The organism is Rothia koreensis, assembly GCF_004136575.1.
Lineage (GTDB): Bacteria > Actinomycetota > Actinomycetes > Actinomycetales > Micrococcaceae > Rothia > Rothia koreensis.
This window is the reverse complement of the sequence record NZ_NOIQ01000018.1, coordinates 39,240-50,733: the sequence shown is the minus strand read 5'-3', so window position 1 is coordinate 50,733 and position 11,494 is coordinate 39,240. Positions and strand designations below refer to the sequence as shown.

10 protein-coding genes are annotated in these 11,494 nt (G+C 65.0%); 7 read left to right on the top strand and 3 right to left on the bottom strand.

Going from position 1 to position 11,494, the window contains the following annotated elements; all coding sequences use genetic code 11:
* Window positions 1-281 precede the first annotated feature (281 nt).
* The 6 genes from betT to EWU68_RS13455 all read left to right on the top strand — a co-directional run bounded on the left by betT (window position 282) and on the right by EWU68_RS13455 (window position 6,520).
* Window positions 282-2,474, top strand: coding sequence for a choline BCCT transporter BetT (gene betT / locus EWU68_RS10840; RefSeq protein WP_197964341.1), 2,193 nt, complete (start codon window positions 282-284; stop codon window positions 2,472-2,474).
* A 70-nt stretch (window positions 2,475-2,544) separates the two neighbouring features.
* Window positions 2,545-3,645, top strand: coding sequence for an acyl-CoA dehydrogenase family protein (locus tag EWU68_RS10835; RefSeq protein WP_129316147.1), 1,101 nt, complete (start codon window positions 2,545-2,547; stop codon window positions 3,643-3,645).
* Window positions 3,642-5,012 (top strand): bifunctional PIG-L family deacetylase/class I SAM-dependent methyltransferase, encoded by a 1,371-nt coding sequence (locus tag EWU68_RS10830; protein WP_129316146.1) that lies wholly within the window; start codon window positions 3,642-3,644, stop codon window positions 5,010-5,012. The genes EWU68_RS10835 and EWU68_RS10830 overlap by 4 nt, the downstream gene beginning before the upstream one ends.
* Window positions 5,002-5,787 carry a glycosyltransferase family 2 protein gene (locus EWU68_RS10825; RefSeq protein ID WP_129316145.1) on the top strand — a complete coding sequence of 262 codons (786 nt, stop codon included), beginning with the start codon at window positions 5,002-5,004 and terminating at the stop codon, window positions 5,785-5,787. Before EWU68_RS10830 ends, EWU68_RS10825 begins: the two co-directional genes overlap by 11 nt.
* Before the next feature lie 225 nt (window positions 5,788-6,012).
* Window positions 6,013-6,390 (top strand): hypothetical protein, encoded by a 378-nt coding sequence (locus EWU68_RS10820; protein ID WP_129316144.1) that lies wholly within the window; start codon window positions 6,013-6,015, stop codon window positions 6,388-6,390.
* Window positions 6,391-6,394: 4 nt separating this feature from the next.
* Entirely contained in the window at window positions 6,395-6,520 is a 126-nt protein-coding gene (locus EWU68_RS13455) for a hypothetical protein (RefSeq protein WP_274542749.1), read from the top strand.
* Window positions 6,521-6,589: 69 nt separating this feature from the next.
* Here the strand turns inward: EWU68_RS13455 and EWU68_RS10815 are convergent, their stop codons facing one another.
* From EWU68_RS10815 to EWU68_RS10805, 3 genes are all read right to left on the bottom strand, one after another.
* Entirely contained in the window at window positions 6,590-7,102 is a 513-nt protein-coding gene (locus EWU68_RS10815) for a ferritin (protein WP_129316143.1), read from the bottom strand.
* 203 nt (window positions 7,103-7,305) lie between these two features.
* Window positions 7,306-7,509 (bottom strand): cold-shock protein, encoded by a 204-nt coding sequence (locus tag EWU68_RS10810; RefSeq protein WP_129316142.1) that lies wholly within the window; start codon window positions 7,507-7,509, stop codon window positions 7,306-7,308.
* Window positions 7,510-7,953: 444 nt separating this feature from the next.
* Window positions 7,954-8,724: an SDR family NAD(P)-dependent oxidoreductase gene (locus EWU68_RS10805; RefSeq protein WP_129316141.1), complete on the bottom strand. Its 771-nt coding sequence runs from the start codon at window positions 8,722-8,724 to the stop codon at window positions 7,954-7,956.
* A 1,350-nt stretch (window positions 8,725-10,074) separates the two neighbouring features.
* Here EWU68_RS10805 and EWU68_RS10800 point away from each other — a divergent pair.
* Complete coding sequence (locus EWU68_RS10800) at window positions 10,075-10,953, top strand: hypothetical protein (protein WP_129316140.1); 879 nt, start codon at window positions 10,075-10,077, stop codon at window positions 10,951-10,953.
* Window positions 10,954-11,494 lie beyond the last annotated feature (541 nt).

The following is an 11,494-nucleotide window of genomic DNA, read 5'->3' as shown; positions in this document are numbered from 1 at the left end:
CCCCCGCACCGCCCGGACAGCCTCGCCAGACGATCTCCGCCCCACCGACCCCGCGGCCGTCACGAAATTGCCAGAAAATTCACAGGCTACTAATTTGAATAGTGCGCCTATTCGTGTGCGGCCGTATGTCGGGCCGCCACCCGGAGCCGAGAAACCGGCTCACATCGCCTCGCGGACGGAGCCCGAGAGCGAGTGCGCGATCGAGATCCCGTGGGACTCCGGGCACGTGTGTGCCTGCCGCCCACGGCTCGTGGACCGTGCCCCAAGCAGTCAGGAGAGAAGTGTCGGATTCGCAGGAGTTCAGTTCGCCGGAAAACGCGACGTCCCGAGGGGTGGAGCGCGAACGCTTCGGCGGTTCCCAGCGTTCCTTCGCGGACGTGGTCGAACGCCAGGAGAACCGACCTCCTAGCTCGAGCGAGGACATGCGGCGCGGCCCCTCCGAACTGCGCAAGGCCGCGGATCCGAAGGTCAACTGGAAAGTTCTGCTCATCTCGTCAGCCGTGGTCCTGGCCTTCTCGCTGTGGGCCATCGTCGTACCGAAGTCGGCCGAATCGACGATGAGCCAGGTGGTCGCTTGGATCTCGGAGAACCTGGGGTGGTTCTACGTCCTCACGGTCACCTGCGTGATCCTTTTCGTCCTCTGGGTGGCTTTCTCCAAGCAGGGCAGCGTCCGACTTGGGCCGGACCACTCCAGGCCCCAGTACAAACTCTTCACCTGGGTGTCGATGCTCTTCGCCGCGGGCGTGGGGATCGACATGCTGTTCTATTCCGTAACCGGTCCGGTGACCCAGTACATCCAGCCGATCAACGCGTCTCCCGAGAGCTCCGAGGCCGCCCACGAGGCCGTCGTCTGGACGATGTTCCACTACGGCGTCGCCGGGTGGTCCACCTACTCGCTGCTCGGTATGGCCATGGGCTACTTCGCCTACCGCTGGGGCATGCCCTTGTCGATTCGTGCCGTGCTCTACCCGTTGCTGGGCAAGCGCGTTCGCGGGGCCACCGGCGACGTGATCGATATCTTCGCCCTGGTGGGCACGGTGTTCGGCGTGGCGACGTCGATGGGTATCGGCGTCGTTCTCCTCAATGTCGGCTTCGCCTGGCTCTTCGGACTTCCCGAAGGGCTTGCCCTCCAGATCGCACTGGTCCTGGTTGCGGTCGTCATGACGATTGCTGCCTGCACCTCCGGCGTGGACAAGGGGATTCGTCTGATCTCGGAGCTGAACCTGTGGTCCGCGGCGGCGATGATGATCTACATCCTGGTCACGGGCAAGACGGCCTTCCTCCTCAACGCGATGGTCGAAAACATCGGTCGCTTCGTGTGGTCCCTCCCCGAGCGGACCATGCAGACCATGGCCTATGAAGACGGCGGGTCCGGGTGGATGTCCATGTGGACCCTGTTCTTCTGGGCTTTCTGGCTGGCCTGGGGGCCTTTCGTCGGGCTGTTCCTGGCACGCATCTCCCGGGGCCGCACGCTCCGAGAATTCGTCATCGCCGCGATCACCGCTCCGGTGATGTGCGACTTCTTCATCGTCACCATCTTCGGCAACAGCGCTCTCTCCCGGGTCATGAGCGGTGACAAGGACTTCGCAAAGCTCGCGATGGACTCGCCCGAAGCCGGGTGGTACGCGCTCCTGGAGAATTTCCCGGGGGCGGCCTTCCTGATCGGCCTGGCCACGCTGTCCGGCTTGCTGTTCTATCTGACCAGCGCGAACTCGGGCGCGATGGTCATGTCGAACTTCTCCTCGACGATTCCCGACCCCTCCCAGGACGGCGCGAAGTGGTTGCGGATCTTCTGGGCCGTCCTGACCGCACTGCTGACGATCGCGATGCTCGTCGCCGGCGGCGTCACGACCATGGAATACGCGACGTTGATCTTCGCCCTGCCCGTCACGATCGTGGCCTACCTGGTCATGGCTTCGTTCTCCAAGGTTCTGCGCATGGAACGCGCCGAGCGCGAGGGACGTCTGCTGATGAGGTCGTCGATAGCGCCCGACGGCGGCGTCAAGCCCGAGAAGACCTGGCGGCAACGACTGGCCAGGATGCGTTCCTACCCATCCCAGCGAGCCGTCAAGGAATTCGAGAAGCAGACGATCGGGCCCGCGCTCGAGGCCGTGGCCGCCGAATTCGTGGAGCAAGGATATGCGGCGACGCTGTCTGCCCAGTCCAACGAGGAGACGGGCGTGGACGAGCGCACGCTCCTGGTCGAGATCCCGGATCACCGCACCTTCCGGTACGAGGTTGCCGCGGTCGAGGCGCCCGTCCCGATGTTCGGTGGCCGCATGTCCCGCGAGGTCGACGTGTACTACCGGCTCGAGGTCTTTACCCAGACCGGCTCGGAAGGCTACGACCTCATGGGGCTCACGCAGCAACAGGTGATCGACGACGTCCTGGACCGTTTCGAGGCCCACCTCGGCTTCCTGAAGTACAGCGCGGCGCACGACGCCGTATCGATGGTGACGCCCGGCGAGCACTAGCGACAGGGCCGGTCAGGGTACTGGTAACCTCGGTTTGACTAGGGAAAACGAACCACACTCGAGGTGAATCGTGTTTGACAGTCCATCACTTCCACCCGCCCTCGTTCGGTCCGCGCGCGAGGCGGCCGGCGACCCGGAGGCCGCGTTGCGGCTCGCTCCCGACGTCGCGGAGGCCCTCGGGCGGCCGGGAGGGGGCAACACCCGGCACCTATGGCGCGGCTTGGCCGAGCTGGGCGCCATCGACTTGACCGTGGCCCGCACCCTCGAACCCGATCTGGACGCCCGAGCAATCCTCGATCAAGCCGGTTCGTTCGTCGGGGATCCCGAAGCAGAGATACCTGGGCAACCACGAGACGTAGGGCTGGTGCCGGAAGACGCCGGTGGAGCGCGGACTTGGGGTGTCTACGCCGCCGAGTCCCCGGACCATCGGCTCGAGGCCAATCAGTCGGATGACGGCCGCTGGAGGATCACGGGTCACAAGCCCTGGTGTTCCCTGGCGGGGTCCGTCTCGAATGCTCTCGTGACGGCTTGGACGTCGACCACGGCGCGCAGGCTCTTCGCGGTGGATCTCGCGTCGTCGCAGGTTCGTGCCGGTGAGGACCGCTGGGTCGCCAGGGGGCTCAGCCGCCTCCGGACGTCATCCCTCGAGTTCGACGCGGCTCCCGCGGCGCCGGTCGGCGACGACGAATGGTATTTCACGCGCTCCGGCTTCGCTTTCGGCGGCATCGGGGTCGCGGCAGTGTGGTGGGGTGCGGCGTGCAAGCTGGCGGCGCAGCTCGAGAGCTCCTGCCGTTCGCGCACTCCCGACCAGATAGCCCAGTTTCACCTGGGCCAATGCTCACTTGCCCTGGAGGCCGCCCAGTCGGTGCTGGCCGATGCCGCACACCGCGCGGACGCCCTCGACCTGGCTGTTGGCTCTACCGCGGAAGGCTCGGAGGCCGCCTGGGCCACGGCCCTGCGAGTGCGAGGGTCGGTGCACCGCGCTTGCGAAGTGGTCCTGACCGCCGTTGGCCACACGCTGGGCCCTGGGCCCCTGACGCAGGACGACGAATACGCCCGCCGCGTCGCTGACCTGCAGATATACCTGCAACAGTACAAGCCGGAACGCGACGTCGCCGCCCTTGGCCAGTCCATTCTGGACGGTCCCTCGACCTTTGGGGGTCTCCCTTGACCCCGCGTCGCGCCCCCGCGTTCCGTCACGACGACGCCGGGACACCGGAGTCCGTGTGGGCCTCAGAGCCGCTGCTCGAGCGTGCAGACCCGTTGCGGCTCGATTGCTTCGACAACCTCGTGGTGGTGGCCGCCCACCCCGACGACGAAACCCTGACAGCGGGCGGCCTCATCGCCGCCGCTTCGTCACACGGGATTGGGGTCGACGTCGTCGTCGCGACGGCCGGCGAGGCATCCCACCCGGCCTCTCCTACACACGGTCCGGACGATTTGCGTGGTATCCGGGACCGGGAAGTGCGAGAAGCCGTCGGTACGCTGGACCCGAGCGCTCGCGTCCATCGCCTCGATTTGGGCGACGGCCGCCTTCGGGAGAGCATCCACCAGCTGGTCGCCGCGCTGGTGGACGTGATCGGGCAGACGGCAGGTCGGACGCTGGTCGTCTCGACGTGCCGTACGGACGGACACACCGACCACGAGGCGGCGGGTCAGGCGGCCGCGGCCGCCGCATGGCGGACCGACGCGACTCACCTCGAGGCGCCCCTGTGGCTCTGGCACTGGGGAACCCCGGAGGACCTGTCCGCGCTGGCCGGTGACCGGGCACTTCTGCGCCTCGACCTCGACGCCGCAGCCCTGGCGGCCAAACGCTCCGCCATGGTCGCGCACGCGTCGCAGACGAGCCCGCTCGGGAGCGAACCGGGCAACGAAGTCCTGCTGCCGCCGCAGGTCACCAGCCACTTCGAGCGGCCGTTCGAGATTTTCGTGAGCCCGCGGCATGACGCGGAAAGCCCCTTCGACGAGCTTCATCGTCTCTCCGGGGACCCCTGGCGGACCCGGAGCAGCTGGTACGAACGGCGCAAGCGCGACCTCACCGTGGCTTCTTTGCCGGTCCCCCGGTACGGAACTGTGCTCGAGCTCGGGTGTTCCGTGGGAACACTGGCCCGCGACCTGCTCGAACGGTGCGAGAAGGTCGTCGCCGTCGACGAGAGCGCGAAGGCGCTGGAACGGGCCCGTCGGGTCTCCGATTCGCCCGACATCGACTGGGTGCAGGCCTCCGTCCCGGAGGACTGGGAGAGGGTGGCCGAAAGGGCGCCATTCGACGCCGTGATCCTGTCCGAGGTCGGATACTTCCTCAGCCCCGACCGCCTGGCCCGTCTCGCCGAATGCATCGCTGATTCCGGAGCACACACCGTTGTGGCCTGTCACTGGGTACATCCCGTGGTCGGGTGGCCCCTGACCGCGCGCGAGGTCCATCGAATCCTCGACGAAAGAATGGTTGTGCCGCGCACGGTCACGCTGACTGACCCTGACTTCGATCTCGCGGTGTGGTCGACGACGTCCTCGTGGGGCGGTGGCCCTGATGGGGCGTGATGACTTGGGGCTGCCCGACGCCGTGCGCGCCGTCGGCGTCGTCGTTCCCGCGCACAATGAGGAAGAGCATCTTGGCCCATGCCTCGCCTCCCTTTTGGCGGCGACCGAGCACCTTGTCCTCCCGGTTCGCGTGGTCGTGGTCCTGGACAGGTGCACGGATGCCAGTGCCCGCGTCGTCGCGTCCTTGATCGGTCCAGCCGGAACGAGAGGGGCCTCGGCCGTGATCACGGTGCTCGAGGGGCAGTATTCGAGCGTCGGGGCGGCCCGGGCCGCGGGCACGCGCAGCCTTGTGGAGGCCTTTCCGGGCCTGCCGCCCGAGGCTGTCTGGACGGCCCACACCGACGCCGACACCCGGGTCCCCCCGACCTGGCTGCGTCGTCAGGTTGACCTGGCGCAAGCGGGCCACGACGTCGTCATCGGGAGCGTTGAGCCAGACGAACCCGTCGGGGCGCCAACGTACAGGCTGTGGCTCGAGGGGCATCCTCCGGGCGAGGGCCACTCGGCGATTCATGGCGCAAACCTGGGTGTGAGAATGTCGAGCCTTTTGTCGGTGGGAAACTTTCGTGACCTGCGCCTGGGGGAGGACGTGGACGCCGTCGAGCGCCTGAAGGCATCGGGCGCGCGGTGGACAGCGACCGATATCACCCGGGTGGTGACCTCCGCGAGACGGGAGGGACGCGTGCCCGATGGGTTCTCGGCATACATGCGTGAGATGGATCGGCGGAGCGACGCCGGCCGGAACAGTGTCGCCAAGAAGGTGCGCAAGACGGAATAAAAGGGCGTTGACAAGGGAAAATACTTGCGCTGACGGCTCTGGCAGGGTTGAGTGGACAGTGAAGCGTACAGCCGTGACATCACGAGAAGAACGATAATGGCTGACCAGTACATGAGAACGCGTTCCCTCACCCGCCGACGGGGCGAGGATGCCCCCAGGGTGCACCGAAGTCGCCCTGCGGTCGGGATCGCGTGACTGTTCTGCCGAGCTAAGGAGCTCAGCATTTTGTACAACACACGACAGATACCGGTCACTGCGCTGACGATTCCCGCACGATACGTGCGCCACGAGTCCCAATGGGCCCTCCAGGTGTGCGCGAAATACCATTGGGAATTCCACCCGACGAGCGGTGAGGTCCGCGACGCCGCGGGAAACCTCCTCGCCAAGGACATCAAGGAACTGACCAGAACCATGATCTCCTTGGGGTGGATCATCCCCAAGGACAGGAGCGATCCCCGCGCCGGGATCCTCTGGAATCGTGTGCCCAGGGACCCGACCACCGCGACCGAGCGGGTGCGGTTTCCTTCCCTCGCCCCGGGCTCATCGGCCCCGGGTCACGCCGCCGGTCCGGAACGGGCCGGAACGTCGCAACGAAAGGAGTGACACCATGACCACGTCGAATGGTGACAAGGAAGAAAAGGAACTGTCCGAGGAGGTTCCCGGCCAGGGCGAAACCACCCAGGAGGCCGAGGAACAGCGCATCGACAAGGACGGCAAGAACTCCGAGAAGTGACTGCACCGAAAAAGGGCCCCGAACATCAATGGATGTTCGGGGCCCTTGGTTGCGTGGGGGACCGGGCGATCAGTCCTCGGTGCCCTCTTCGGGGCGCTGGCCGAGCTCGGCGTCGAGACGGAGGATTCCGGATCCTTCGCCATCGATGAGCTTGACGCGGCCGATGATCTCCGAAGCCGTGGCTTCTTCCTCGATCTGCTCGTCGACGAACCAGTTCAGCAGCGGGCGGGAATCGAAATCGCCCTCCGCCTCTGCCTCGCGGTAGAGATCGCGGATCGACTGGGAAACCTTCTCCTCGTGGGCCAGTGCGGCCTCGAAGATTTCCAGAACGGACAGGCCGGTCTTCACGGCAGGTGCGTTGATCTGACCGATTTCGGCGTGGTTGCCGCGGTCGGAGAGGTGATCGATGAACTTGTTGGCGTGGACGATTTCCTCATCGGCCTGGTGGCGCAGCCACGAGGCGATGCCGGGAAGGTCCTGCTCGTCCGCCTCGATGGCGAGCTGACGGTAGGTGATGGACGCTTCGAACTCGAGGGTGATCTGGTCCTGGAACTTCTTTTCAAGATCTGTAGACATCTTCATAGGTTCGAGAATATGCCCGTTTGTGCGGCTTGTCAGCCGTGTACAGCCTTTCCTCAGACAGACTTCAGGTGTGCATCGGCTGAATTTAGGTCAGGGTTTCCAAAGTACATTCCGGGGGTATGCGGCAAACAAAAAAGGGCCGTTGGCGAACTCTCGTTCGCCAACGGCCCTTCGGCAGTCCCCCTGACGAGGGGGAATCACGCTCAGATAACGCGGATGCTCGTGGCCTGGAGACCCTTGGGGCCCTGCTCGGCCTGGTACTCGACGTTCTGGCCCTCTTCGAGGCTGCGGAAGCCGCTGCCCTCGATAGCGCTGTAGTGAGCAAAGAGATCACTGGAATGGTCATCCGGGGCAATGAAGCCATAGCCCTTTTCGCTGTTGAACCATTTGACGGTGCCTGTAGCCATTATTCTAACTTTCCTTCGTGGCGGTCACCTGGGGTGACCATGTACTCCGCGACGATTCTGCCGACGCGGTTCTTGAGCTGCTGAACGCAGACGTACTGCTTTAAAGAACTCAAAAATTTTTGGGGGTGCTGAAGCGGGATAGTGTTGTCTCCGCTTCGGTTGGTGATGGGATGCTCGCGGTATTTTTCAGGGGAGCGGTGGTTTCGACGGTAATTGCCGGCGGTGCTGACGGACCTCTTTGTGCGTCTGCGGCTCGGCGTGTGCGGATTCAACCCTACCAGGCGTTGGACGTCGCGTGTGAACGATCTGTCACGATGACGGTCGATTCCGCCGGGCGCGATGTCTGTGGCTTTTTGTGTCCGACGACGCCGCGATCGCCCTCCCGTCTGCTAGGGCGGGCGACGGCGCGGCGTCGTCGGCAGGGGTTCGGAGGCCGTGTCCCGACTATTTGGCCTCGACTCGGGGCCTGACCCAGACCTCGGTGATCTGCGTGTCGGTCGGGGCGTCGATCACGTGGCGGATCGAACGGGCCACGGTCGAGGGCTCGATGAACTGGGGCGGCTCGGACTTGGGGTAGTCGTCGTCCCACTGGACCATTTTCGTATCCGTCGGTCCGGGGGCGACCGTCGCGACCCGGACGCCGTCCTCCGCGACCTGTTTGCGGAATCCGTCGGCCGTTGCCTGAAGGGCGTGCTTGGTGGCCGAATAGATTACGTTGTACTGGTTCGACCCCCGGGACGCTCCCGAACCGAGGAACACCACGGTCCCCTGACTCTCACGCAGTTGCGGCAGCACGGCCCGCGTGACCTCGGCGGGCGCGGTCACGTTGGTCCGAAATGCATCCTGCCAGTCGGCGGGGCGTGCGTCCTCGAGGGTGAACCGGGGCGCGACGGCCGCCGCATTGACCAGAGCATCGACGCGCGGCAGGAGGTTGAGCACCCCCGCGATGGCGTCGACGTCGTTCAAGTCCATGACCAGCGGCACGATCCCGCCCTCGGGGCCGCCCGATTCGGCGAGCTCTGCAAGTTTTTCCCGATTGCGCCCGATGGCGACGACGAAACGGTCGCGGGAGAGGTCCTGGGCAACGTCGGAGCCGATCCCGCCGGAAGCACCCGTCACGACGACGACGGGGTGGTTCTCGTGGGATGCGGTGAGGTCTCGGATCCTCTCGAGGGATTCGGACACGGTGTTCGGTGTGACGGTCGAATCGTTCATGCATGTCACTTTACGGCCAGGGGGTGATCAAGGGGAGAGGTGACCGGAATCGCTGCCGCACGGGGCGGGAATCGGGGTGCTACAAATCATGAATACCTGCGTGTCGAGCGTGTTGCCATCGACCTTCCATCCGTTATTATCAGTACCAGCAACGGATACAAGTCCTTGTACAAACTGCCCGGCGAGGCGGTCCCCCGACTTTCCGTGATCCTTTTCCTGTCCTGGGGAAAGTCACTTCCGCAGCGGAGCATCGGGCACCGTCCAACGCCCGGAAGTGGGTCAGGTTTGTACCCAGGGTGTCCGACGCTGTTCCGGCCGAACACGTGCGACCGGAACTGCTTCCGCACGGAGGTTGGCGACCGACGTCGTACGGCGCCCCTCCATATGGGGGAATTGCGGAAGCTGACGTCCCGCTCGTGCTCGCACTCGAGCGGGACGTTCCATTTAACCTGGTCACAAGGTAGGCGCGGCGTTCAGCTTCGTGTCCAAGTCGTTATCTGTTTAACAGGAGGCTTTCAGGCCATGTGGGGTTGTGTTCCAGTCGGGGCGATTAGGTTAATAACTACCTCATAAGGTGCGAGTGATTGATGAGAGGCGGACCGCGAATCCGTCTCGGATCATCGGCCGGGGGTGGAGCGTTTTCCCTATAGCTCCACTCCCGGCCGTTGGTTTTTAACGGGGCGGCTTCGGGACGCGGTTCTGCTGCGGCCCGCGCTCCGGCACCGCCCCAACGTTCGACCGGAGCTCATGCGTCTTTGCGCGCCGCGCGTCTGCGCCGTCCCACGGTTCTGCTGCGGCCCGTGGTTCTTTGCGTGCCGCGGGTTCGGTTTTGTGGCGGTTACCCGATTGCGCGGCGTTCACCGTCGTTAGGTGGTGGCCAAAACCCCACCTAACGACGGAGAACGCCACTTTTGCAGGAAACCGCCTCCCAACGTGGGGGCCAAACTCGGGTCCGGAATCGCGTTTGGGGACGGAAACCACCACCGAATTGGGCAACCGCCTCCCAGCGTGGGGTCGGGTCCTCGGCCAGTCCGCCGATTGACGTCGAAAACCGCCATCTGAGCGGGGAACCACCACCTGACTGAGGTCGGGGCGGAGTCGAGCACCGGTTGTTGACGCCGGGAATCGCCACTGAATCGGGCGACTACCACCGAACCGGGCGAACGCCACCGAATTGGGCGACTGATCCTCGAAGGAGCTTCCGTCCGACGCGTGCCGACGCCCATCGTCGCGGCGTCGTCCTCCCATTCCGTTTTCCACAGATTGCCGGAACGGGTGCCAGGGGCAGTCAACGGCGTCGATAGTGGTCGTATGAACGACAAATGCCCTCCGATAACGTCCTCGGACGTCATGACAACCAGATTTCTGCTGGCTCAGGGCGAGACGGAGAAGACACTGAGCCACAAGATTCGCTCAGGGGAGTTCACCCGGATCTCGCGCGGGGTCTATGTCCGCGCCGACCGGTGGCATCAGGCGAATGAGCGTGAAAGAACAATCGCCCGGCACCTCGCGGTATGGAAGACAACTCAGCTCTCGTTCGTCTTCTCTCATGCGTCGGCGGCGCTGTTTCACGACATCAGCCTTCTTCGTCTTCCGGACCGCATCCACATCACGACGCCGCAGCGCACCTTCCCGAGCAACCCTCTGGTGAGGGCGCATGCTCGCCCGCATGCACTGGCTGATTGGGTCAGATACAGGGAAGGGCCACACGTGACACCGCTGGCGAGGACGGCCTTCGAGTGCTCGCTGATCCTTCCGGTGAGCGAGGGGCTGATCGTTATGGACCAGATCCTGGCACGTGGAGTGGACAAGTCCGAGGTCGAGTCGATGGTGGTACGTGGGCGAGGTCGGCACGGCATCGGAAGGGCGCGCCAGGTTCTTGAGCTCGCCGACCCACGGTGCCAGTCCGTCGCCGAAACAATGACCAGATTCGTTCTGTGCCTGCCCGGCCTGCCCCCTCCCGTCTCGCAGCAACCCGTTCGTACGAGAGAGGGGACCAAGCATCTGGATTTCGGGTGGCCCCGCTTCAAGCTGGGGTTGGAGGTCGACGGAAAGTCCAAGTACTTCGACTTCGCGCCCACGGACCAGGTGGTCTTCAAGGAGAGGCATCGGGAGAAACTGATCGTCGCTGAGGGCTGGACGATTCTGCGGACGAACTGGAACGAAATTACGCGGGATCCGGCCGGTCTGCGTCTGCGAATCGCGGCCGCGATGGACAAGCTCCGATGACCGCGGATGCGGTCTGTGTGATTGGCCGACCGCGGGTTGGGTGGCGGTTACCCGCATAAGTGGCGTTCTCCGTCGTTAGGTGGGGGCTTAGCCGCCACCTAACGACGGGGAATGCCTCCGGATTGGCTAACCCCCTCCCAGCGGCGCGGCCAACGGCGTCAGAAATCGGTGGTTGAGGGCGGGAACTGCCTCCGGATTGGGCAACCGCCTCCCAACGTGCGAATCAACGAGGTAAAGGACGGTGGGTCGACGTCGGCGACCGCCTCCGAAGTGGGCAACCGCCACCCAACGGGGAGCACACGAGAGCAGGAAGCGTGGGCCGGCGTCGGGAACCGCCTCCGAAATCGGTAACCGCCGCCGGTGCTGGCCGCCCACACCGCCACCGGAGCTGGCCGCCCACACCGCCACCGGAGCTGGCCGTCCGAACCGCCGCCTCAACGGCCGCCCAAACCAGCCACCCAAACCAACCGTCCCCCCACTATGTCCAGCCAACCCGAACCGGCGTCCCGGCCCCGACCCCAGGCCGCTGGGGTGGTCTCGA

Excerpts from the sequence above, each read along its gene's own strand:
- EWU68_RS10825 (WP_129316145.1), top strand. The coding sequence starts at position 5,002 with ATGGGGCGTGATGACTTGGGGCTGCCCGACGCCGTGCGCGCCGTCGGC.
- EWU68_RS13455 (WP_274542749.1), top strand. The coding sequence starts at position 6,395 with ATGACCACGTCGAATGGTGACAAGGAAGAAAAGGAACTGTCCGAGGAG.
- EWU68_RS10815 (WP_129316143.1), bottom strand. The coding sequence starts at position 7,102 with ATGAAGATGTCTACAGATCTTGAAAAGAAGTTCCAGGACCAGATCACC.
- EWU68_RS10810 (WP_129316142.1), bottom strand. The coding sequence starts at position 7,509 with ATGGCTACAGGCACCGTCAAATGGTTCAACAGCGAAAAGGGCTATGGC.
- EWU68_RS10805 (WP_129316141.1), bottom strand. The coding sequence starts at position 8,724 with ATGAACGATTCGACCGTCACACCGAACACCGTGTCCGAATCCCTCGAG.
- EWU68_RS10800 (WP_129316140.1), top strand. The coding sequence starts at position 10,075 with ATGACAACCAGATTTCTGCTGGCTCAGGGCGAGACGGAGAAGACACTG.